Source organism: Sideroxydans sp. CL21, assembly GCF_902459525.1.
Classification (GTDB): domain Bacteria; phylum Pseudomonadota; class Gammaproteobacteria; order Burkholderiales; family Gallionellaceae; genus Sideroxyarcus.
Map to the genome: position 1 here is coordinate 1,943,311 of NZ_LR699166.1, position 24,052 is coordinate 1,967,362.

Sequence of the window (24,052 nt, forward strand, 5' to 3'; positions counted from 1 at the left end):
ATCGGCAAGTATTGCCTAAAACTTAGGCAGCCACAGCATCCAGCTTGTTCAGAAAGCTCTGCAATTCAGGGGGTAACGGCGCAACGATGTTTAGCGGCTCACCCGTCAGCGGATGGTTGAATGAGATCGAATGGGCATGCAGGAACATACGTTTAAGACCCCGTTTCGCCAGTTCCTTGTTTCGCGCAAAGTCGCCGTATTTGTCGTCGCCCGCAATTGGAAAACCCAAGTGCGACGTATGCACGCGAATCTGGTGTGTACGTCCGGTCTTGAGCTGCGCTTCCAGTAGGCTGAATTCAGGCCAGCTCTTTAGCAGAGTAAAGATGGTATGCGACGCCTGCCCGTCCTCGCGCACCATCACCCGTTTTTCGCCTTGCGGCGTGTCAAATTTGTGCAGCGCCAGCTTCACATGCTGTTTCGCGTTCTTCCACTGTCCCAGAACCAGCGTGAAATAGCGCTTGTCGCTATTCCCCTCGCGCATGATCTCGTGCATCCCGGTCAGAGCGGAACGCTTCTTGGCCACCAGCAATACCCCTGAAGTTTCACGGTCCAATCTGTGAACAAGTTCCAGAAACTTGGCTTGCGGACGTGCGCTGCGCAATTGCTCGATGACGCCGAAACTCACCCCGCTCCCTCCATGCACTGCCGTGCCGGCGGGCTTGTTGATGGCCAGAATCGCCTCATCCTCATACAAAATAGGGAATTCGGTCGCCGGGACGTACTCGCTTTCGGGCTTTTCCGCCACGCGAATGGGCGGGATGCGCAACAAATCGCCCAATTGCAGGCGATAGGTCTGGTCGATACGCTTTTTGTTCACCCGCACTTCGCCGCGCAGGATGCGGTAGACATGGCTCTTGGGAACACCTTTCAGGTGACGAAACAGGAAGTTATCGATGCGCTGCCCCTCGCTACCCTCGTCGATTTCGACCCAACTTACGGATTCTTTGCTCAAACCACTCATTTTGAATATACTCCGCCCTCGCGTGTGCGCCTTCGTGAAACGGGATACAAAATTTTCCCGTCCAACCTAAGGCAGGCAATCAAGCCGCCTACGAAGCAGCCCCGCCCGGTTATCTCACTCACCGGAGACAAGCAGTGATGGTAATTGATTTGCGCGCTCTAAGCACCAAAGCAGATAAATTTTGGCGTGTTGCCCTCTTTGAAATTTTGGCAACACGCAGATACAGACAAGCTAAAACGAGAATAATAATTTTGAACCACCGTCGTCATCACAACTCACTTAACAGTTTGCACGACCCAAATTCTCGCGCGCCACGCGGCGCGTAGCTTTGTCCTGCCCGTGTAAGAGCGCGGGAGAAAAATATGAAACGCATGTTATTCAATGCGACGCAGCCGGAAGAACTCCGCGTCGCCATTGTTGATGGTCAAAAACTCGTTGACCTCGACATTGAAACCGCCGGTAAAGAGCAACGCAAGAGCAACATCTACAAAGCCGTCATCACCCGCATCGAGCCCAGCCTCGAAGCCTGTTTCGTCGAATACGGCGGCACCCGCCACGGTTTCCTCCCCTTCAAGGAAGTGTCCCCGCAATATTACAGCGCAGCTGCAGGCAGCCGCCCATCCATCAAGGAAGCGCTGAAGGAAGGCCAGGAACTGCTGGTGCAGGTGGAAAAAGACGAGCGCGGCAACAAGGGCGCGGCGCTCACCACATATATAAGTCTGGCAGGCCGCTACATCGTGCTGATGCCGAACAACCCCAACGGTGGCGGTGTCTCTCGCCGCATCGAAGGTGAGGACCGCAACGAACTGCGCGACGTGCTGGCACAGATGGAAGTGCCACAGGGCATGAGCATCATTGCCCGCACTGCCGGTATCGGCCGCAACCTGGAAGAGTTGCAGTGGGACCTGAACTACCTCAAACAGTTGTGGGATGCCATCGAAGGCGCTGCCAAGACAGAAAAAGCACCGTCGCTGATCTATCTGGAAAGCAGCCTGGTCGTGCGCGCCATCCGCGACTACTTCAACCCGGAAATCGGCGAAATCCTGATCGACACCGACGATATCTATCATCAGGCCCAGGCATTCATGAGTACGGTGATGCCGGATCATGTCGACCGCATCAAGCGTTATCATGACGATGTGCCGCTGTTTTCCCGCTTCCAGATCGAACACCAGATCGAATCCGCGCATGCCCGCCAGGTGAACCTGCCTTCCGGCGGAGCCATCGTGATCGACCACACCGAAGCGCTCACCGCCATCGACATCAACTCCGCACGTTCCACACGCGGCGGCGATATCGAGACCACCGCCTACCACACCAATCTGGAAGCGGCGGATGAGATCGCCCGTCAGTTGCGTCTGCGCGACCTGGGCGGCCTGATCGTCATTGACTTCATCGACATGGAATCGAGCAAGAACCAGCGCGAAGTGGAAAACCGTTTGCGCGATGCCCTGCACTTCGACCGCGCCCGCATCCAGACCGCCAAGATCTCGCGTTTCGGCTTGCTGGAACTGTCGCGCCAGCGCCTGGCACCGAGCCTGGAAGAAGGCAACCACACCACCTGTCCGCGCTGTAACGGCATAGGCCATATCCGCGGTACAGAATCTTCCGCCCTGAACATCCTGCGCATCATCCAGGAAGAGGCGATGAAAGACAGCAGCGCGGCCATTCACGCGCAGGTACCGGTGGACGTTGCCACCTTCCTGCTCAACGAGAAGCGCTCGGACATCCACCGCATCGAATCGCGCTTCAAGATCAGTGTGGTGCTCATCCCCAATCCGCACATGGAAACGCCGCATTACACGGTCACCCGCCTGCGCCAGGACGACATCACTGCCGACCATCTGCAAGCCAGCTACAAGCTGGTGGAAAAACCTGAAGAGGTCAAGCCGGTGATAGCGGCCACAGCGCAGGAAATCAAGGCACAGCGTCCGCAAGCAGCGGTGCGCGGCATCACTCCGGCACAACCCGCCCCCAAGCATGCAGTCAAGGAAGAGGCAAAAACATCCCTGTTCGGCAGTCTCGTCGGCTGGTTCAAATCGCTGGGTGGTGAAAGCGAGCCCGCTAAACCCGTTGCGCCGGCCAAGGCGGGACGCCAGAATCCGCGCCGCGAACGCGGTGAGCGTGGCGACCGGAACGAACGCGGCGAGCGCAACGAAGGCAGCGGCAACAAGCCGCGTCGTGATCGCAACGAAGGCGGCAACAAGCAACGCCGTGATCGTGACGATGCTCCGCGCGCAGACAACAGGGAACCGAAAGAACAACAGGAAAATCGCGCCGAGCGTCAACCGCAGCAGCCACGCCAACCGCGTCCTGCCAACGTCGACAAGCCTGCACTGGAAACGCCGAAGCCCGTCGTTGCCGGTGAACAAAGCGAGGAAGGCAATGGTAACCAGGGTCGCAAACGCGGCCGTCGTGGCGGTCGTCGTGAACGTGAGCGTCGTGAGCAGCAAGTAGCGGCTCCGTCCGGCGAAGGCGTTGCAGTTCAAACGAACGAACAAGTCACCATGCCTGCAGTCAGCGAAGTTGCCGCCGCCGTGACACCTGCTCCCGTTCAACGCGCGAGGCCGACCGAGTACATCGCCTATCCTGATTCAATGAAGGATTCGATGAAGAAGGCCGTGCCGACTGAAGTTGTGTCCTATCCGACGCAATCATCCCCCCAGGCGGCGAAAGTGGAAGCAGTCCCGCAACCGGCGCCGCAAGTGCGAGTCGCGGAAGCCGTTGCTGCGGTTCAAGCCCTGCCCCCCGTCGACCTGGGCAGCAGCGGCCTGACCCTCATCGAAACCGATCCGACCAAGACAGCCAGCATCGCGCCAGTGCAGGAAAGCCGCGAACACGCACCGCGTCGCCGCCAGCGCCAGCGTGAGATATACACCATCGAGAACAGCGAACCGCTGCAACAGGTGGAAACTCACACGCCAAACTGAACTGTTTGTCGGATAATGAAAGCGCACGGCTTGCCGTGCGCTTTTTTTATTTTCGGGGTAATGCACACCATGTTTCGTATCCTGTCAGCGTTCTTCCTCCTTGCCGTCCTTTCGCCCGCACATGCAGCAATCGGCCCGACGCCCGGCCCGGATCCGGAACGCGACTGGCAAAGCGCAGATACCATGCATTTCCGCATCAATTACGCGATGCCCCGGCGCGCGCAGGCAGAGCGCGTGGCAGACATCGCCGAGCGCGTCTATTCCCGCATGAGCCGGGAACTGCAATGGGAACCGGGCGGCAGGATAGAGATCATCCTGCTCGATGAATTCGACATCCCGAATGGTTACTCCACCCCGCTGCCGTTCAACGAAAGCGCGATCTTCCTCACGCCGCCCAACGACGGCGAATTGCTGGACAACAGTGTCTGGCTTGAGATGCTCCTTACCCACGAACTGACGCATACCTTCCATCTGGACAAAGTACGCGGTGCCCCGAACGTGCTGCGCCACATCTTCGGACGCGACCCGCTATTCTTCCCCAATCTGTGGCAACCGGACTGGGCCATCGAAGGCATCGCCACCTACAACGAGAGCACGCCCGCACTCGGCAAAGGACGGCTCAGGGGGCCGATATACGAAGCATGGATGCGCATCGAACACGAACAAGGCTTCAAATCGCTGTCCGAGATCAACTCGGACGGACGCGCCCTGCCCACATCCAAGCAATACCTTTACGGGGTCTATTTCTATGAATTCCTGTCGCGCAAATACGGGCCGGATGCCATCTACAACTACATCAACAACTTCAGCAACAACATCGTTCCCCGTGTGTACACCAATCCTGTCGAGGTGACCGGAAAGCACATGGACGAGTTGTGGGACGAATTTACCGCCGACCTGACGGAGCAGATGAATCGGCGCGAAACACCGATTAAAGCCACGCCGCGCGCCGACGGCGATGTGATATTGCCGGCGAATTTCGAGATCGATTCGCTGGCACCCACAGCTGACGGCGTGCTGGCCGCAGTCAACGACGGGCGGCTGCAACCGTCGCTGGTGCACATCGATACCTATGGCAAGGTGAGCGAGCTCGCCAAGCTGAATCCCGGCGCCTACATCGACACGCGCGCCGACGGCACGGCGCTGATCGCGCAACCCGAAATCTGCCGCAACTTCAACTACTACTATGACCTCTATACATGGAGCGCGTCGGGCGGCTTGCAGCGGCAGACCACCTGCGGACGTTACCGCCGCGCGGTATGGCTGGGCGAGCGGATAGCCGCATTGCGCATTGACGGCGGCGTTTCCACCCTGAGCATCTTGGAACAGCACGGTAACGACTGGAGCGAATCGCGCACGCTCTACCGGACACCGGATCAGGTGGAAGCCATCGATCTGGCGGCCAGCCCCGACGGCCAGCGTATCGCGCTGGGCATCAAGCATGCGAACTCATGGCAAGTGCTGGAGTTCAACAGCGCAGGCGGCGAACCGCGGGTGCTATTCGACTACAACGCACCGCTGCATGGACTGCGCTATGCGCGCGACGGCGGTGCGCTGGAATTCATCGCCGTGAAGGACGGCATCTACGATCTCTGGAGCTACACCTCCGACACGTTACTGGCAGAGCCAGCCGATTGCGGGAGGAGGTGTGATACGGTCGCTCCCGCACCAGACGGCTCCGCCGCACCGCGTCCCGACCGTACCTCCGACACGTTACTGGCAGAGCCAGCCGATTGCGGGAGGAGGTGTGATACGGTCGCTCCCGCACCAGACGGCTCCGCCGCACCGCGTCGCGACCGTACCTCCGACACGTTACTGATAAAACCACTAGCCATTCGACTAGACGAGCCAACAACGCTCGCCAAGTCGCTGGTTATGGCAGAGCCAGTCGATTGTGGGAGGAAGTGTGATGTAGTCGCTCCTGCACCAATCGGCTTCGTCGCACCGCGTAGCGACCGCACGCCCGGCACATCCGAATTGACGCGCTTGAGCCACACCTACACGGCCGTGCTCTCGCACAGCGGTATCGCACAGGATGGCTCGGTCGTGCTGGCCGTGCTGGCCGCGAACGGCACGGAATTGCGGCTCATGCAAACAACTGCACCGATTACACAGGCAATGCCGGTATCGAATCAAACGGCAGTACTGCAGGGCAACACGCCACCAACGACATATAAACTGGGCGAACCCGACAACTACCACGCTGTGAACTCGATCTATCCGCGCACCTGGCTGCCGTCCGTGCTCATGGATCGCGGCTTGAGTGCATACGGCGCATCCACATTTGGCAGCGACGCTTTGGGCTGGCACAACTACACTGCCGATGTGATGTGGGAAACATCGCAGCATGAAGCCATCGGCAGTTTCAACTACGACTACCTCGGCGAACATTTCTTCAATGTCTCGCGCAACCTGTGGGCGCGGCAATCCACCGGCTCCGGCAGCAACCAGACCACCACGCTGTTCGACCGCACCACCGGCGCACAATGGGCCTCGATGCTGCCCTGGATGGGGATACAGCGGAGCGTCTATCTGGGCGTCGGTGCAGCCATGCAGACTACCGACCATGTGCAGGTTCCGGGGCTCATTACCCGCACGCAGGACGAGCGCGTCGGTGCGACCTTCCTGCGCTACGACACGCGCAACACCAACTGGTATGCCGACGGCGTCAATCGCGGAAACCTCACGACCCTGCTCTACGAGAGCTACCGCCCCTTCACCAGCTTTTACGACGGTTATATCTCCCGCTTCGACACGCGCGAATACCTGCCTGTCGGCAAAACGGTACTCAGTGGAAGATGGACGGAGGTCCGCGCTCAGGGCACGACCGAGCAATTCCAGCTGGGCGGTGCAACAGAATATGACCTGACACAGGCGCCCATGCTCAACCAGCGCAACCTGCCCTTGCGCGGCTATATCGGCAGCGAGGCCGCGTTGCGCGGCCAGAACACCAGCATGGCCAGCATCGAATGGCGTGCACCGCTTTCCGATATCGACCGCCACGCCATGTCCCCGCCCATCGGGATCAATCGCCTGTCGGCTTCGGCATTCATGGACGCAGGCAGCGTGTGGGACAACGGCAACCCGCGGTCGAGATATTATCGCGGTGTGGGGATCGAACTGCTCGGCGAGGTCATCGTGTATTACCGCCTCCCGCTTCCGTTGAGACTCGGCATCGCGCGCGGCCTGGATAATCCCAGCGGCACGCAGGCTTACCTGCAGTTGGGACAATCGTTCTAGGGAAACATCAAAATTCCATACTAAACAACTTATTTCTCTTTTGCTCCGCCTGGAAGCATTCGTTGGAATACCCTGTCTCGATCCACCAGCAGATGCTTGAATGCTGCCAACACATGAATCACTATTAGCGCGACCGGAAAAACTGATATCAGATCACTAGTGTCATCAGGACACTTCTCACATCCACAAGTATCTCAAACCTATCCACGCACCGCGCGGTGCGCTTGGGGCAATGAATTGCTCGTTGCTGATGTTGTTTCCATCAAAGGAGTGTCCGGGTCCGTTGAAGAAATTCTGTCCAAGGACGCCAAAATCCGCATATTGCCTGTTAAACAAATTGTCCACGCGCGCGAACAGTTGCAGATGCTTGGAGATCGTATAGTTGGTAAACATATTGACCACTGAGTAACCGGCTATCATGCCATTTCTGTCCTGATTGTTTTCATCGCCCCGCGCAAAAATTGCACTGCGGTACAAAAGATTGGTACCGATGTCCCACTGCGGCATCGCTGCATAATCCAGAAGCAGCTTGAAGGTGTTTTGCGGAATGCCCGGTATCTTGTTGCCCGACTGCACGTTAATGTTACCCTTGGCGTTAGCGCTCGAATTGCTCGCGCTCTGCTCGACAAAGGGTGTCTGATAGCTTGCATCAATATAGCTATAGCTCATGCCGATACCAAATTGACCTACAATCGTATTGGCCGCGATTTCCAGACCTTGCCTGCGTGTCTGTCCCACATTCTGAAAATACCCGGTGCTGGCCGTAGCGCCGCTACTGCTTATAAACTGGATGTCGTTGTCCAGAGTGGTCCGATATACCGAAGCGCTCCATTTCGACTTGTCGCCAAACTTCCCGCGCGTTCCGAACTCGGCTGTTCTTGCAATTACCGGATTCAAAGCAGGATCGGCAATAAAATCATTGGGTAATGAACAGGGCGCGCTTGGGTCTGCGCAAGCAAGTTCGATGGCTGTGGGCGCGCGCATGCCTTCGTTGTAGTTGGTATAGAAGGTCAGTCCCGGCTTGGGATTATAGGTCGTGCCCAAGCCAGGATTGAAGCGCGAAAATACATGATCGCCATTCAGTAACGGCTGCATACCGGTCTGATCATTGATGGTAACGCGCGCATCATTGTAACGGCCGGATGTAGTGATCGACCATTGTCGGTTGAGCGACAAGGTATCGGACATGAAAATACCGAGGTTGCTGTTGTAGGTTTTGGCATCAGTCCCGAGCACAAATTGGTCGATACCCACCGTATTTCGGTCCGCGGTAAATTGGGCATTCTGGCTGAAATTTTTGTAGCGGGAATTCGCAAAATCGCCGGAGATTCCAGTCACAAACTGATTTTCCATGGCAGCGAGTTTCCCCTGATAACTGAGTTGAAAGCCAATCCCGTAACTGTTCTGGTCTATCCTTGAAAATGCATTTGTAGCCTCAATCGAATTGTTTACACCATAATTGCCGTTAACGTTGCTGCTGGAATTTGCGTTGCTGTAGTTTCGAGAATAGGCATTGGTTGTCAACTGCACGTCGTCATTATAAAAATGACTGCCGGAAAAGCTCCAGAGTGCAGCCCGGTTAATGTTTTGATCCGGATAGGTGTAAGCCTGACCGGGATTGCTGAGAAAAGAGCGAGGAATGGTTTGCGTGCCCTGCATATCGTTGTTCGCTGCGGTCAGGCTCATATTTGCGCTCGTATCGGCATCCTGATAGCCGACTTTGCCGAACATCTGCTTGATCCGGCTTGCATTGTGCTCGGCCCAACCATGATCCGCTGCATCGTTGGCAGTGACAAAGTAGTCCAGATTATCGGTCGCGCCGCCCTGCTCAAATTCGATTGTTTTTCGACCGAAGGAGCCGTCCGATATTTCTATCTGCCCCCCCGGGTTGGTTCGCCCATTTTTGGTGGTAATCGCAATTGCGCCGCCTAATGTATTCAACCCGAATATCGGATTTGTACCCGGAATGACCTGAAGGTTTGCGATTGCCGATTGCGGCAGCAAATCCCAGTTGACGACATCGCCAAATGGCTCGTTGATACGGACGCCATCCTGAAAAACCGACAGGCCCTGCGGAGTCCCCAACAGCGGCGAAGCGGTGAAACCGCGAAAGCTGACATCCGGCTGATAAGGATTCCCCTGGGCTGAATTGACCGTCACACTACCCATATTTTGTTCCAGATACTCGGTGATATTGCCGGAGTGTTGCTGCTCAACTTCTTTGCCTTTGACTGTCTGCAGGTTGGCGGCAACATCCCGCAAAGGCAGGCCGAGACCGGGAAGCGGCATCGTGGCTGTCACGATAATATCCGGAAGAACCTGTTCGCCACCGGTCTCAGTTTCGGCAGTGCAAGTTTGTACTTGAAGCATGAGCAACAGACCACTCAGTGTCACTTGAATGACATCGGGCAACGATCTCCGGAATAATACCATCCCGGATTCATGCAATGGTTTCAGGAGACGAATCATCGGCAATTACTTTCGGGTGCACTCAATATCTAAACAATGTCTGGCTTGAATTCAGCCCCGGTCGGCAGCGTGATGCGGCTCCGCAATATCCGATTACTCCAGCAATTTGTTCTCCTCATCTGACAGCAGGCGCGAGCGCGTCAAAAAGTGCTTTCCGGTACCATGGTCAAGCGAATCCGTTGCGCCGGTACCTTTGACCACATCGATAGTCAGTTGAGAACGCTTCCAGAGTTCGAACTTTTCATGCTCCACGTAAAAAGGCATGCCATCAAGGTTGTCCAGATAGACCTCGTCACTGCCGGCATTGAATTCGCCCAGCGCATAACACATCAAGGTGCTGCTGTCGTTAGGTCCGCCCGGTTGAAAAAACAGCACCGGGCCATATTTTTCCCGCAGTGATTCCAGTTGTGCCAATGCACTGTCTGTCGCGATAACTCGGGTAAATAATTTTTCTGTCATAGGTTTCTTAATATTCAACGCGCAGTAGATACCGGGAATATGAGTTGCAACAGGCCTGCATTTCCGTAACCTGCAAAAAGTGCCGATACGCACTGCTTGCCACATCCATGTTTGCCATAAAACCTAATGCAGTTGTGCTATTTTCAGGTTAATTGATTCGTCACCATGGACACGATGCAGTATTTAATGCAGCAATCATCATGCCAGATCGTTTCGGGAATATTCTCTGTCTTTGCAACCGGGTCGTTCAGCTCGAAATGGTGTGTTCACAGCAAGACAATTGGTTTCAGCGGGTTTGTTTGTACTGCCCGCTGACCCTCAATCACCACAAACCGGATAAGGTTTGAAATTAACGTACCTCTCCGCAAGGCATTTCGCGTCACCTCCCTTATGAAGTGTGCGTATCCACAATTGGAACAATGCGTGTGCGCCTTTTTTCCAGCATGAGCGGCGCACATTTTTCATCGCTTGCATATACGATTACGCAATCCATGCACTGGAAGCATTCCTCGTATTGAATCTTTCCATCCCGCGCAATTGCCTGATAGGCGCATTGGTGACGGCAAATTTGGCACGGCTTTCCGCACTCTTTTCGGCGCGGTATCCAGTTCAATATTCGAAAACGTCCCAGTACCGCAAGACCGGCACCGAAAGGACACAAAAAACGGCAGAAAAATTTGTACACAAACATGTTGGCAACGAGCAAACCAAGTGCATACAAGACAAAGGGCCATGAGCGCATGAAGTTGAGCGTAATTGCAGTCTTGAACGGTTCGATCTCAACGATCATGTCGGTGATACGCGACGAAAAAATTGCGCTGACCACAATTACCGCCAATACCAGATATTTAACCCATTTCAGCCGGGTATCTGTTGTCGGCTTGAGCCGGATTTGCGGGAACTTAAACAACTTGCCGATTTTGGCCGAAAATTCCTGCAGTGCACCAAAAGGGCATAACCAGCCGCAAAATGTTCCGCGGCCCCACATCACCAGAGAGATGCAAACAAAGATCAACAGAATCATCGTGACCGGGTCGTAGAGAAAGTAACCAAGGCTGCGGACCGCTACCAGCGCCTGCAACAGGCCGGTAAGGTTAACGATGGATAGCTGACCCTGCGCATACCAGCCAATGAAGAACAGGGTAAATAGGAGATAAACATTTCTGAATGCTTTGAAACGGCGCTCTTGCGCAACCAGTATTTTTTGAAACACGAGTGCGAGCGTCAAGACCGCCAAACCAATTATAAGAACGATAATTTCTCCCCGCTTGTCGTGCCAAATACCAACCCAGGATTTGTTGTCGCTTTCCGGCGCGGTATAAAAACGCGCAGGAAGCGTAAAACTGAAGGTAAAGTCCTGATTGATTTTTTCCGGGAAGATAATCCCTTTGTAGCGTGTCACCGGCAGCACAAAATCGAGTGGCCTGGACGGATCCAGTCCTGCCTGGCTGTTGATTTTGAAAACGGTGACGGCACCCATTTCCATCCCCGGATTTGTCTTCAACTCAAGATCCATATTCAAATCCCGCATTTCAATCGGCAAATTATCCTGTTTCAGGATAATCCGATCAGACGTGCCGCCACGAACAAAGTCCTCGGCGATAATGCTGTAGCGCCCTTTCGACACGATCAGAATGGCTTGATCTCCGGGTTCCAGCCTGTTTTGCAGTTTCTTCCATGCCGCTTCGCTCAATAAATTCCGGCCTATGCTCGGGACCGAAACATAGGCCATGTATAAATCCAAGAAGGTATCTTTGGGGTGCGCGGTTGCGTCGGCATCCAGCCCGCTGCCTTTGGTTCCCATGAATTTCTTTTCGATTTCGGCATTGCTCAATATGACGTGTTCAATCAGGCCGGAATCGATCAAATCGTTAATGCTGTGCGATTCCAAAACATCCGGCTTGATTCGCCCCATCAACTCCGGATCGCGGCCTTCGGCAAAGCCGAGTTTCTTCCGCGCCACCCTGAGTGCAGAAGAAAGGATAGTTTGGTTAATAATGTGTACGGAAGCGGTGGCCTTCGTGATGCCGTCCAACTGGGCAGATTCATCAGACAGATTCTTTGCGCTATTGGAACCGGTCAATATCCTCATGTTTTGCTTGAGCGATAGGCCTTTATATTGATTGATGAAAGAAATGAGCGGACCTTCACCAAGACCATCGACAAAGACCGGTTCATGTTGCGAAAGAACTTTTACATCCAGAAAACTGCCCTGCGGGTCGAGAGTGATCAAAAGGTTGAGCGGTACTCCGGCAAAACCAGGAATGGGCGCCAGATCGATCGACTCAAAGACATAACCTACCAATCTGTTTTCAGTGGCGTTCTGTTGATAGATTGGCCATACCGGCGTGTTGATGTCCTTTTCACCCACAATATAGGGGGGCGGGTAGCGCCTTACCAATTCCTCGTGCGTCATCACACCGGCCAACGTGGCGGATGTGTTCAATAAACTCGATAGACATCCCAGGAACGACCAAAGCAGTACCAAAGATGACCGCCGTAAACTTCCGTTGCGCAATAATGAATCAACAAAGTCTGTCTTTTTTTTCATGCGCACGCCTTTACTTTAGATCAGCTATTTCTTCTGACTTAATATTGACTACACAAATAGGCATAATCTATGCCAATTCCTTGTTCAGCTTATGTAGTGGACGTGTTGCATTTTGAACAGGGTTTTCAGATAAATAATTGTTCATGTTGTGTCTCGTAATGGAACGGTCGATCCATATTGTGACAGTCGACGTTTCCTCACAAAGCTCCGATTTCATCAATATCTCTGACAGCCAAAATTTAACCCCAACGATATAAATATGGCCAAAGATTCACATCTGTAACGAAAATCCATTTTTTTAGAGACTTACGTTTGTAGCAACCGTCCCAAATGAGCAGGAGAACAAGTACCTTAAATGAGTGGCATGCAATTTGCCTTCAGGTTCCGCGCAGGTGCAATAAATTTCGTGACATTTCCGACTAAACAGGGAGGTTGAATATGAATAAAAAGCTTTTAGGGGCACTGTTCAGCGTTTTGGTAAGTAGTTCTTTTGCAGCTCACGCAGCAGGCGTAACCGATGCGATGATTGAGAACGATGCCAAAACGACGAATGACGTGTTGTCGTGGGGGATGGGAACGGAAGCACAACGTTTCTCTCCATTGACGCAAATTAATACCAAAACCGTGAGCAAGCTCACGCCAGCTTGGTCTTTTTCGTTCGGAGGTGAAAAGCAACGCGGACAAGAATCACAGCCGTTAATTTATAACGGGAAAATGTTTGTAACTGCTTCGTATTCCCGCATCTATGCAATCGATATGAAGACCGGCACCAAGTTATGGAAATACGAACATCGTTTGCCCGAAGGGATCATGCCTTGCTGTGACGTTGTTAACCGGGGCGCAGCCCTGTACGACAACCTGGTAATTTTTGGCACACTCGACGCGCAACTGGTTGCGCTGAATCAGGACACCGGCAAAATTGTCTGGAAAGAAAAAGTTGACGATTACGCTGCCGGCTACTCCATCTCTGCCGCACCACTTATTGCCAAAGGATTGTTGCTAACCGGAGTATCCGGCGGCGAGTTCGGCATCGCGGGACGTGTTGAGGCTCGCAATCCGCGGACCGGCCAGTTAATCTGGACGCGCCCGATGATTGAAGGACAAATGGGCTACAAATACGATAAAGACGGCAAGGCAATCGAAAACGGCATTACCGGAACCACCAATAAGACCTGGCCGGGCGATACATGGAAAACCGGCGGCAGTTCAACCTGGCTTGGCGGGACCTACGATAATTCGACGGGTCTGGCCTACTTTGGAACAGGAAATCCCGCGCCGTGGAACAGCTGGTTGCGTCCCGGCGACAACCTGTATTCCTCGTCCACTGTCGCCCTGGATCTGGACTCTGGACAGATCAAATGGAGCTATCAGACTACACCGCACGACGGCTGGGATTACGACGGAGTCAACGAGTTTGTCACCTTCGACATGGATGGAAAACGGTATGGCGCAAAAGCTGACCGCAACGGTTTCTTTTATGTGATTGACGCCACCAATGGCAAATTGGAAAACGCCTTCCCATTCGTCAAGAAAATTACCTGGGCTTCCGGCATCGACCTGAAAACCGGTCGTCCTATCTACATTGACAGCTCACGCCCCGGTGATCCGACCAAAGGTAAAGAAGGCGAAAAGGGAGAGACCGTATTTGCAGCTCCTGCTTTCCTCGGCGCCAAGAATCAAATGCCGATGGCCTACAGTCCGCAAACCAAGCTGTTCTATGTTCCTGCTAACGAGTGGGGCATGGATATCTGGAATGAGCCGATTACCTACAAGAAAGGCGGAGCTTTCCTAGGTGCCGGCTTTACCATCCATCCGCTCTTTGACGATTACATCGGTGCTCTGCGTGCGGTCAATCCCAAGACAGGCAAGATTGTCTGGGAAGTTAAAAACAGCGCGCCGCTTTGGGGTGGGGTAATGACGACGGCTGGTGGTCTGGTGTTTTACGGAACGCCTGAAGGATACCTGAAAGCTCTGGACGCTAAAACAGGTAAAGAGCTCTGGAAATTCCAGACCGGTTCCGGAATCGTTGCTCCTCCGGTGACCTGGAAGGATGGCGATACGCAGTATGTTGCCGTAGTGTCCGGTTGGGGCGGTGCAGTACCGTTGTGGGGAGGTGAAGTTGCCAAGAAAGTTAACTTCCTGGAACAAGGTGGTTCAGTTTGGGTTTTCAAACTCCCATCCAAGTAAGCACTTGATTCGTCCAGATTATGTTTGAACTTGCCTGCCCGCCAAGTCGCGCATTGACGGAGCTTGCGATTTCAAACTTTACCTGGCCGGATCAAACGCTGACCAATGATCAAAAAAACTGACATTAATTATTGATATCAATTTTTCAGGGGATTAAATTATGCAAAAGAAAATTATCGCGCTTGCAATCGCTGGCGCATTCGGAGGTCTCGTTGCAGGTTCAGCCTTCGCCGACGCGACTATCTACGGCAACGCCGATATGGGCGTGGTTAGTCGTAGCGGCAGCAGCGGCAACGTCAATGCCAACGGCACCGCCACAACCGCGGATTCCGGTGTTTCGGGCGACAGCTACCTTGGTTTCAAGGGCAGCGAAGACCTCGAGAACGGTATCAAGTATATTTTTGACGTCAAGGCTATCCTCGACTTCAGTTCACAAGCGAATAGCAAATCATCTAATGGAACACCTGGGGGCACCTTGGCTGGCGGTGGATTAACGTCTGGACACGCTTTTGTTGGTCTGACAGGTGATTATGGTACAGGCGTAGCTGGACGTCTTGACGGCGCTCGTTACACCTTTGCTGGTAAGTACAATGCGTTCGGACTGGGGTCGGTTGGTGAATTTGCTGACCTGCAAATTCATCAGACGCGTGCAGACAACGCCGTTGCCTATATCTCCCCGACCTTCGCTGGTGGCTTCAGCGTGCTGGCGGCATATACATTCAACCTGACCGGTCTGACACAAATTAATCCCGCCGCTCAATGCAAAACCGCTGGCTGTACACCCACTGCCAGCGCAATGGATGGCAATAATCACCTGTATGCGATTGCACCGCAATACAATAACGGTCCGATCAGCTTGACGTATGACTATGAAAAAGCTGATGTGAATGGAGCTACTACTCCTTCAGGTATTGCAATCAACGTCCTTGGCGGTTCCTACGACTTCGGCGTTGCCAAAGTTTTGGGCTATTGGGAATCAGTAAAGGATGACACTGCCACTGTTTGGGATACGAAGAGCTGGACACTCGGCGCGACTGCTCCTTTTGGTGGCAATTTCCTGGGCAAAGTATCCTACGGCAAGATTAATGACGCTAACAACGGAACAGGTGCTTTAGGCATGGGTAACCTGAGCAAATTTTCCCTCGGTTTGGACTACACTCTGTCCAAGGCGACTAACTTGTATGCGGATTTCGCCAAGATTGATAATGGGACAGGGGGTAAAGGCACGATGGCTTACTCAGGCTATACCAACTCACTTGATGGTGGTACAGGTGCAGCAACTGGTTTCGGTACCACAGGCTTCGACTTTGGTCTGGCACACAAGTTTTAATAACTTAGTCCAGTTTCTTAGTTGAGTTAAGCGGCTACTTTCGGGTGGCCGTTTTTTCGCGCCCTGAATTAGCGTGATCTTTGAATGTATTCCATAGCGCAACTGAATGTGCGCGGTCACGAAAGCGGGTAACCAGCAAAGCTGGGTTATGGCTGTTCTTCACTTACTGAATTTTCAAGGCTCAAACCAACTGGTAAAAGTCAGCGGTTTAAGCCTTGTGATCGACTATAACAATATGAGCCATCAAGCAATGCAAAGTATCTTAAAACTTATAAGTGGCCTTGCCCCCGGCTAACCAATTACGCCCGGGGGCACCTTCGTAAAACTGGCTGGCTGCCTGGTTGACGATGACTGAGCCCACATAGAATCGGTCGAATACATTATCGACCCGTGCAAACTCGGAGAGTGACCAGCCTCCGATATTTTGTCTGACAACTGCCCGCAGATTCATAATCCCGTAGCCACTTGAATAAGCCTGGTTCAAGTCATTTGCCGCAATACTGCCTGCAGCTCTCCCCTCGACCCCATATTCAAGAGATTTATCCGGCTTGCGCCAAACCATTTCAGCAAATAGGCCCTGCTTGGGCACGCCGGGTATTCTATTGCCGTTGTTGACTGTAACCGATTTAGTATTAATTGTTTCGGTGTAAGCCTGTTCGACTGTCGCATTGACCAGGGTATAAGCCACGTTTGCCTGCAATTGATAGGGCAATTGCCACTGCGCATCCAGCTCCATTCCTTTACGACTTGTCTTGGGTGCGTTCATAAACCCAGTCTTGCCGAAGTTGCTCGATGCAATCACGATATCGTTCGTTGTTTCCGCATCAAACAAGGCAACCTTAACCTGTGCAACGCCGGTAATTTCGCTCTTGGATCCAATCTCCAACTGCTGCGTGCGTGCTGCCAGCAAGCCGATGTTGCCTGTATTTGCTACAGAACCAGGAACAGCATTCACATAGGCCGGACTGTACAATACTTGGTTAAGCGTGGGAGTATCAAAACCTGAACCATATGACAGGTACACATTTGAATTTTCCTGCACATAATATTGTGCGGAGGCCATGCCGGTCATGGCCTGGTAATCATGAGAACCCAAAGTGGGGAGCGAATTCTCACTGATTGCGCTCAATGTGGTTTTCGATTGCCGTGCACCCGCCGTCAACGCAAGACGATCTGTCGGACGCAATTCACCCTGCATATATTCGTCCAGATTCCGCGCTTCCATATCGTATACCTGGTCGGTGGTTGGTGCGACCAGCTGTTGCCCGGCACTATTATTGAAGGTGAGCCGATGATCCTTATTCTGGTTGCTGTCTATACCGGTGACCAGTTTTAACGGGATGGATCCGACTTCCCCAGTATGCAGCCATTTGCTGTTCATACCATAATACTGCCGGTCCAGATTGATTACACCATTGAATGTTGTCGCAAGATATTGAATAACATGACGGTCGCCATAATACGGGGTTAGCGTAATTGAATCACTGTCACTGATACGCTGGGTTATCACCAGCCCCCCTTGGGCCTGGTCTACGCTTTTGCGTGTGTCATAAGCCAATGCTCCCGTACCGGCTGCACGGGAATCGCTTCTCAACTGCGAAGCTGTCAGGCCGAGCGGATCCGATGCGCTCAGATTAACGTTATTGGCAACTACTGTCACCGAGGTATCTTCGCCAAATTTCAAGACCAGCTTTGCATTCTCGTTTTTCCGATCAGCGTTGCTATGATCACGATAGCCATCGGTATGCAAGGCACCATCATCCAACACGTAATTGATATTGTTCTTTTCGCCATCAACCTTAAGTCCATACTTGACCTGTCCGTAAGATCCGACCGAGAAATAGGGCGTAGCCTCGGCACCCGGTTTGCCGTTTTCCGTGAACACATTGATAACCCCGCCGGCCGAGTTCCCGTACAGCACAGAAAACGGACCGCGCATGACTTCTATATGATCCGCAGAAGCGAGATCGACATGAGAAATCTGACCCTGACCATCCGCTGCCGTACCTGGTATGCCGTCAACAAATATCTTGATGCCACGCGAACCAAAGGTTGAATTGGCACCAAAGCCACGGGACGAAATCAATAGGTCCTGGGCATAGTTTTGACGGTTCAACGCAAAAATACCGGGAACACGCTGAAGTGGCTCGGATAAATTCTCCTCCGGTTGACCATCATGAATCTGCGCGGAATTCACCACGCTGATTGAAGCTGCTGTATCCATGATGCGCTGCTCGGTTCTGCTGGCGGTTACCACCATCGTGTCGAGTTGGTTATCTTGTGCGCCTGCGTTGGTTTCGACCAGCGGGAGGATGCATAGCAGGACAGTCTTTGCAACAGCACGCCTGCGCAATTGGATAGTTTGAGCGATGCCAATATCATTTGAGTTATTCATCGTATTTTCATGTCCTTGAGTTGATCGGAATACCTGCATGGGGCATGGAAAGCAATGCAAATACTGTGCCACTTAACTCAAGGTAATCGGTAGTATCGGGCTGCAATGGAAAACATTCGGCTGTAGAAATTCCGCCGAACAAAACTCAGCAGGTTTGTTTTACATGATGGGTACTACGTAACGCGATCAACGTATACGGGGTGTTATTTTTTTGTCGCGTTGTGGCGATAGATAGTATTGCGCGATACGCCAAGCATTTTGGCGGTCGCCGATACATTGCCGTCGTTCTCCTCCAGAATCTTTTGAATGGTGGAAATTTTTATTTTCTCAAGATTGGCATGGCTGATGATCGAGTGATCGGCAATATTGACGGTTTCATTTCTTTCAATGCTTTCGCCAGTGCATTCGGTTTTGGAAGCTTCGACATCTTCAAGAAAATCATCCGGCAAATGTTCGCGCCGTATCTCCCTCTCATCGCCGGCAATCACCATGGCCGTGCGCAATAGATTCGACAACTGGCGAAAGTTTCCCGGCCAGCGATGTCGCTTGAACAATTTCATGATTTCAGGCGAAACTACATGGGGAACATCGGTAGGTTCGGCAGCTAGAATTTTTTCTATCACAGGTTCGAGATCGGTTCGCTCGCGAAGCGGGGGTAGTCTTACCACCAATCCATTGATACGGTAATACAGGTCTTCGCGAAATTCACCCTTGGCTATCATGGCCCGCAGATCGCAATTGGTTGCACAGATCAGTTCGACATTGACCGCTATTGACTGGGTACTGCCAAGCGGCGTGACTAGACGTTCCTGAAGTACGCGTAACAGACGCGACTGAAGATTGAGCGGCATATCGCCAATTTCGTCCAGAAACAGAGTTCCCCCGTTTGCTTGCAGGATTTTGCCAACACTGCCTTTCTTGCGTGCACCGGTAAAAGCGCCGTCGGTATAACCAAACAGTTCCGACTCGATCAATGTCTCCGGGATGGAAGCGCAGTTTACTGCGACGAACGGACTCTTCGATCGCGGAGAATCGTTATGGATCGCTTGCGCAAGCAATTCCTTGCCGGTGCCGGTTTCACCCACAATCAGGATAGGAATGTCGCGCCCCAGCACCTTTTTGACTTTGTCGATTACTGCTGCGAGTTGCGGGTCGCCGGTGTTCAAATAGCGTAAACATGACAGCCGCGGGCTGTCTTGCTGAACTTCCTTCTGCCTTGGTTCGTGAACAGTCGTATTGGAAACATGCTGGAACGCGTTATTGGTGCGGTTTAGTTGCGCACGACTGAATACCCGTATGCCATTGTGTAAACAAAGACTCAACAAGCCGGGTGTTGCAGTACGGTAATGGTCAAACAAAGAGGAAACCGGCAAACCAAACAGGGAGCTAAAGGTGTGCGATTGAAGCGCAACCAGCGAAAGGCCGAGTTGGAATTGACCAACCCTGTTGGCGGAAAGGAAGCGACCAGAGGGAGAGAATGATGCGATGCCCTCCATCAGGGTGCCGATAAATTCCGGACGCGGATGAAAATGCAGGATGATCGCGTCCTCAAATGCCGACAGGAACAATTGATTTTCGATCATTTGCGCGGACATGCGCACCAGTGCCATCGTATGTTTGTGATAACTGCGTTGGTCACCGGAAACATCCAGTACGCCGATCACTTTTCCCTGGCAGTCTATGATGGGCGCGGCAGAACAAGTCAGGAAATGATTGGCGCACAAATAATGTTCGTCAGCATGGACAAGCATGGGCTTTTGCTCGGCAATCGCAGTTCCGATCGCATTTGTGCCCTTGCTTTCTTCCGACCAGGCGACACCGGGACTGAGCGCGACACGATTCGCTTTTTCCAGGAAATCATCATCACCCAGCGAATGCATGATCACACCGTTCGCATCGGTCAGAAGCACCATGTTGTGGGTATTGAAGATTTGCTCGTAGAGTGTTTCCATTACCGGCACCGCATGCGTGTGCAAGCGCTGGTTTTTTTCAATCAACAGGGACAAATCAGTACGGTGCAGGGGGCTGAACTCGGGCTTTATTTCTTTGTCCAGGCCAAAAGCAGCGGAACGCTGATGCGATTCTTCTATCATGATGAGGCTATCACTGACAGAAAGCGTACTTGATGCAGGCTCCATAGTGTGCCCGCTGTGCAATTGCGAAGGCTCTGATGAGTTCATGTTGGAATGATTAATTCCTTGGTTTTTTCCCAGCTTCATAAATCAGCTCCCTACTCCCTGCAGTGATAATTAATTATTTTTTTTCAGGCTGTTCCTTGGCAAATATTGAATGAGGGAACTTTACCGTTATGATTCAAAATGAAACATAACGCGCGCATGTGACTCAATGCAGCTTGATGACTAGAATGCGCAATCAAAAACTGCGCCAGAACGGCGCAAGCTCCATTCATGCTACGCGCGTAGCGAGTAGCACGCAAGACTACAGATACGTCGCCCCGACATTATTAATTTTTATTTATCTTCCGATGGCAGGTCAAAATTTACATTCCAATGTTTGGTGTATGGTTAATAATGACAACTTTCAGCCAAGTATTTCATTCCGCAGAGATTCATGCATTGCATCAAAACGAGAGTTGACAACCCACAAGTTGCAACGACAGTTATGCGTGTGAACGGACTTGAAGCAAACATCCCCGCACCCGATTCCTTCTCTACGCGTTCTTATCTTAATCTTTGGTGTAATAACCGACTCCAAGCAGCACGTCGCCCACCCGTTGGATCAGGGTGTGCTTGTTTTCTATGGCGTTGGTCGCCGGATTACGCCAGACGTAGTCGATAGTTCCACCATCGTTTTGTTTTGCGAGTTCAATCATTTTTTTGAAGATGGGTTTTCCAGCTGCATCAGTCAACTCCCGCACATCCGTTCCTGTAAGGTATGGTGCAGCACCGGAGGCGCGATACTTGCCGTCATCAAGACCGATGGCAAAAACATACTCGTCTTTAATGACGAAACCACTTGCGGGATCATTGAAAGCTGCAAATGCAGTCTTGCCGCCCGATTTTTTCAGGAATGCAACTGCCCTGTGCAGCATGACTGTCGCTTCTTCAAGCGATGCACGGTGGATGTAATAGCCAACGCAGACTAGATATTTACCCACTTTGCGAAATTGGGTCGTCGTGTTTTCTATTCGATTATCAACACTGTTCAGCCAGTGGTATTCGATTGCTCCGGACTCACTGGTCTTTGCAATATCCAGCATGTCGCGAATGATATTAATGCCGGATGCATCACTCAGATTAAGCACATTTGATCCGATCAGGGAATTTGAAGCGCCACCGCTGGCATACATAATTCCATCCAGCCCGACAACAAAAACATAGTATTCATTGCTGACGAATGGGCCTTGGCGGTTGCTGAACACACCAAAAGAATTTTCCGGACCGTTTTCCTGCAAAAAATCAACGGCGCGATCCAGCAACGCTGTAGCTTGCTTGGTTTCGGCACGCTCGATGGAGCCCTTATGCACGGGAGAAGTGTTCGGCGGGATATTGTCGGCGGCATATACACAGGATGCACCAAGCAGAGGTAGAACCAGGAAATTTGAGAGTTTGAATTTCATTATTTAATTTACTCCAGTCAGAAAGTAAACGCCGACGAAGTCCGCATCGTCGGCGATGCTGTAAATAAGATGCTGCAAAAATGATACATCGCGATATTTAATCGTTGGACGAGGCAAGTAAAGTTACTGACGATGCCGGGGACAATTAGACACATTCAGGCAAGCCAGAAGTATGCTCGACGTCACAAATCCGAGGTGAGCTAACGTCCCTCATCGTCATCTCACGGAGTGACCAACTGTACGCCATGTTTAGCGAATATTTTTGTCATCTCGCCAGATGAAACCAATTCATTGGTCGCGTCTTGTAACAATTTAATAAGCTCGACGTCATCCTTCTTCACTGCCATTCCAACAACCCAACCTGCGGATGACAAGCGTTGAAACTCGACCTTGCTTATTTGAAAATTTGGATCGTTTCTCAAAACCGATTCAATTTCGGAGCGGGCAGCGAGAACTCCATCCAGTTCGCCAGTCTTGAGATGTTCAAGTGCTTCCGCAGCAGTCGAATAGATTTTTACATTCTCACGAAACTTGCCGTCTTCAGCGCCTAGCATCAGAACAGCACTCATGGAAAGCTTTTCGACGCCTATCTTCTTGCCTGTCATCGAGTCGAGATTTTCGAAATCAGGCACTTTGCGTATATCCCTCACCAGACGAATCGTCTCGCGATGATAAGGTGCGAAAATTTCGACTTTATCATTTTCCGCCATCAGTCTCCGATCTACCGGCACGTGCAGCAGAACATCAGCCGGACCATATCCAAGATAGTGACCCTTCCAAACCATATCTCTCAAATCATCATTTACGTCATCTCGGGCCTGGAATGGAAGCAAGCTCAGTGTTAGCCCGATTTTTTTTGCCAGCGCGTTCGCTATATCAACATCAATGCCTTCGTCATTCGCCGAATAAGGCGCGAAATCTTTATAGACAGCAACCTTCAACGTACCAGACTGTTTGATTTTCAAATACTCTCCCTCAGCTCGCGCTGATGAGACCAAACTTAAGCATGACAGCGACAAAATTGCAGCGAGTACTTTACAAGTAAAATTGCTCATCATATGCACTCTTTTCTTTGTATAAGTAATATTGAACAATCAGTATCAATGGACGCTTCAGATGCGATTTATGCAACACGTTTCAATTATTGGGTTACCCGCAATGACTCAAGATATGTCTTGATAGCCCACATGGCTTCCTGATTTAAAAAACCCTCGAACGGTGGCATGTATACAGCGCCATTACGTACTTTCCCGTGGCGTATAGAGACCAAAAAATATTTATCTGTCTCTTTATAACAAGCTTGTTTCTTCGCATCATTGAGGTCAGTACAATCGCGATCCAATAGCCGCAAATCTGGCGCAATACCGCCGGATTGCGCTTGCAGTCCATGGCAACGTGCGCAATTTTGAGCATACGCCGAAGTTCCTATTCTCGTTGCTTCCTTTTGTCCACTGTAGGGGTTTTCGTCAAGCCATTCCGGCCCCAAAGCAGGCAAAGTCTTGGTATCCACTGGTTGGGGTGTCACATCACCGTGAGCCGATGCAAGTGAGGGACACAATGCAACTGCGAACAATGAACAAGCAAAGATTACGTTTCTATATTGTTTCATTTATAACCTCCTCCACATCACTTTTAAAGAATGGTCAACATAGTGCAATAGCCATGCCAATTAAAGTTTAAGTGGCTTCGGCAATGCGTTAATCGCGTCACGCATGACTTGTGGACTCGTTCAAAGTGGAATTGGGGCAGACTTTATTAAGTCGGGCAGCAAACATCCTCATCTCATTGCCATGCATTTGTCCCATTTATGAACAGTTGAAATCAACACAACTGAGAACAAGTGCTACAAAAGGCAACAGAATTCAAAAAAACCTATGCAGAATGGCTGGGAGATAGACTACGACAAGATGGAAACATCCATTGTCTTCGTGTTGGAGATTGCTCGCTTTG

At 51.9% G+C, this 24,052-nt stretch carries 13 protein-coding genes; 4 read left to right on the top strand and 9 right to left on the bottom strand.

Annotation, left to right across the window (positions count from 1 at the left end; translation table 11 throughout):
- Positions 1-22 precede the first annotated feature (22 nt).
- Complete coding sequence (locus QOY30_RS09100) at positions 23-961, bottom strand: RluA family pseudouridine synthase (RefSeq protein WP_283744299.1); 939 nt, start codon at positions 959-961, stop codon at positions 23-25.
- Positions 962-1,323: 362 nt separating this feature from the next.
- On the opposite strand from QOY30_RS09100, the gene QOY30_RS09105 reads away from it, so the two are divergent.
- Both QOY30_RS09105 and QOY30_RS09110 read left to right on the top strand, forming a co-directional pair.
- The gene (locus QOY30_RS09105) at positions 1,324-3,891 is read left to right on the top strand and encodes an Rne/Rng family ribonuclease (RefSeq protein ID WP_283744300.1); all 2,568 of its coding nucleotides are present in this window, start codon (positions 1,324-1,326) and stop codon (positions 3,889-3,891) included.
- 69 nt (positions 3,892-3,960) lie between these two features.
- Positions 3,961-7,131, top strand: a complete 3,171-nt coding sequence (locus tag QOY30_RS09110) for a BamA/TamA family outer membrane protein (RefSeq protein ID WP_283744301.1) — start codon at positions 3,961-3,963, stop codon at positions 7,129-7,131.
- A 177-nt stretch (positions 7,132-7,308) separates the two neighbouring features.
- Here the strand turns inward: QOY30_RS09110 and QOY30_RS09115 are convergent, their stop codons facing one another.
- The 3 genes from QOY30_RS09115 to QOY30_RS09125 all read right to left on the bottom strand — a co-directional run bounded on the left by QOY30_RS09115 (position 7,309) and on the right by QOY30_RS09125 (position 12,610).
- Positions 7,309-9,432 (bottom strand): TonB-dependent receptor, encoded by a 2,124-nt coding sequence (locus QOY30_RS09115; RefSeq protein ID WP_283744302.1) that lies wholly within the window; start codon positions 9,430-9,432, stop codon positions 7,309-7,311.
- A 261-nt stretch (positions 9,433-9,693) separates the two neighbouring features.
- On the bottom strand, positions 9,694-10,164 hold the full coding sequence (locus tag QOY30_RS09120; protein ID WP_283744303.1) for a DUF779 domain-containing protein: 471 nt from the start codon (positions 10,162-10,164) through the stop codon (positions 9,694-9,696).
- Positions 10,165-10,447: 283 nt separating this feature from the next.
- Positions 10,448-12,610 carry a 4Fe-4S binding protein gene (locus QOY30_RS09125; RefSeq protein ID WP_283744304.1) on the bottom strand — a complete coding sequence of 721 codons (2,163 nt, stop codon included), beginning with the start codon at positions 12,608-12,610 and terminating at the stop codon, positions 10,448-10,450.
- Between the two features lie 438 nt (positions 12,611-13,048).
- On the opposite strand from QOY30_RS09125, the gene QOY30_RS09130 reads away from it, so the two are divergent.
- Both QOY30_RS09130 and QOY30_RS09135 read left to right on the top strand, forming a co-directional pair.
- Positions 13,049-14,797, top strand: coding sequence for a PQQ-dependent methanol/ethanol family dehydrogenase (locus tag QOY30_RS09130; protein WP_283744305.1), 1,749 nt, complete (start codon positions 13,049-13,051; stop codon positions 14,795-14,797).
- Positions 14,798-14,957: 160 nt separating this feature from the next.
- On the top strand, positions 14,958-16,127 hold the full coding sequence (locus tag QOY30_RS09135; protein ID WP_283744306.1) for a porin: 1,170 nt from the start codon (positions 14,958-14,960) through the stop codon (positions 16,125-16,127).
- Between the two features lie 262 nt (positions 16,128-16,389).
- Here the strand turns inward: QOY30_RS09135 and QOY30_RS09140 are convergent, their stop codons facing one another.
- From QOY30_RS09140 to pedF, 5 genes are all read right to left on the bottom strand, one after another.
- Positions 16,390-18,522 carry a TonB-dependent receptor family protein gene (locus QOY30_RS09140; RefSeq protein ID WP_283744307.1) on the bottom strand — a complete coding sequence of 711 codons (2,133 nt, stop codon included), beginning with the start codon at positions 18,520-18,522 and terminating at the stop codon, positions 16,390-16,392.
- A 203-nt stretch (positions 18,523-18,725) separates the two neighbouring features.
- A complete protein-coding gene (locus QOY30_RS09145; RefSeq protein ID WP_283744308.1) occupies positions 18,726-20,702 on the bottom strand; it encodes a sigma-54-dependent Fis family transcriptional regulator in 1,977 nt (658 codons plus the stop codon).
- A 506-nt stretch (positions 20,703-21,208) separates the two neighbouring features.
- Positions 21,209-22,102, bottom strand: coding sequence for a cache domain-containing protein (locus QOY30_RS09150; protein ID WP_283744309.1), 894 nt, complete (start codon positions 22,100-22,102; stop codon positions 21,209-21,211).
- A gap of 221 nt (positions 22,103-22,323) precedes the next feature.
- Positions 22,324-23,067 (bottom strand): substrate-binding periplasmic protein, encoded by a 744-nt coding sequence (locus QOY30_RS09155; protein ID WP_283744310.1) that lies wholly within the window; start codon positions 23,065-23,067, stop codon positions 22,324-22,326.
- 176 nt (positions 23,068-23,243) lie between these two features.
- Entirely contained in the window at positions 23,244-23,711 is a 468-nt protein-coding gene (gene pedF, locus QOY30_RS09160; RefSeq protein ID WP_283744311.1) for a cytochrome c-550 PedF, read from the bottom strand.
- Positions 23,712-24,052: the final 341 nt, after the last annotated feature.

What these genes read in the sequence shown, in the direction of transcription:
- QOY30_RS09135 (WP_283744306.1), top strand. Translation starts at nt 14,958, where the DNA reads ATGCAAAAGAAAATTATCGCGCTTGCAATCGCTGGCGCATTCGGAGGT.
- QOY30_RS09145 (WP_283744308.1), bottom strand. Translation starts at nt 20,702, where the DNA reads ATGAACTCATCAGAGCCTTCGCAATTGCACAGCGGGCACACTATGGAG.
- QOY30_RS09125 (WP_283744304.1), bottom strand. Translation starts at nt 12,610, where the DNA reads ATGAAAAAAAAGACAGACTTTGTTGATTCATTATTGCGCAACGGAAGT.
- QOY30_RS09110 (WP_283744301.1), top strand. Translation starts at nt 3,961, where the DNA reads ATGTTTCGTATCCTGTCAGCGTTCTTCCTCCTTGCCGTCCTTTCGCCC.
- QOY30_RS09120 (WP_283744303.1), bottom strand. Translation starts at nt 10,164, where the DNA reads ATGTGGCAAGCAGTGCGTATCGGCACTTTTTGCAGGTTACGGAAATGC.
- QOY30_RS09105 (WP_283744300.1), top strand. Translation starts at nt 1,324, where the DNA reads ATGAAACGCATGTTATTCAATGCGACGCAGCCGGAAGAACTCCGCGTC.
- QOY30_RS09130 (WP_283744305.1), top strand. Translation starts at nt 13,049, where the DNA reads ATGAATAAAAAGCTTTTAGGGGCACTGTTCAGCGTTTTGGTAAGTAGT.
- QOY30_RS09150 (WP_283744309.1), bottom strand. Translation starts at nt 22,102, where the DNA reads ATGAAATTCAAACTCTCAAATTTCCTGGTTCTACCTCTGCTTGGTGCA.
- QOY30_RS09100 (WP_283744299.1), bottom strand. Translation starts at nt 961, where the DNA reads ATGAGTGGTTTGAGCAAAGAATCCGTAAGTTGGGTCGAAATCGACGAG.
- QOY30_RS09140 (WP_283744307.1), bottom strand. Translation starts at nt 18,522, where the DNA reads ATGAATAACTCAAATGATATTGGCATCGCTCAAACTATCCAATTGCGC.
- pedF (WP_283744311.1), bottom strand. Translation starts at nt 23,711, where the DNA reads ATGAAACAATATAGAAACGTAATCTTTGCTTGTTCATTGTTCGCAGTT.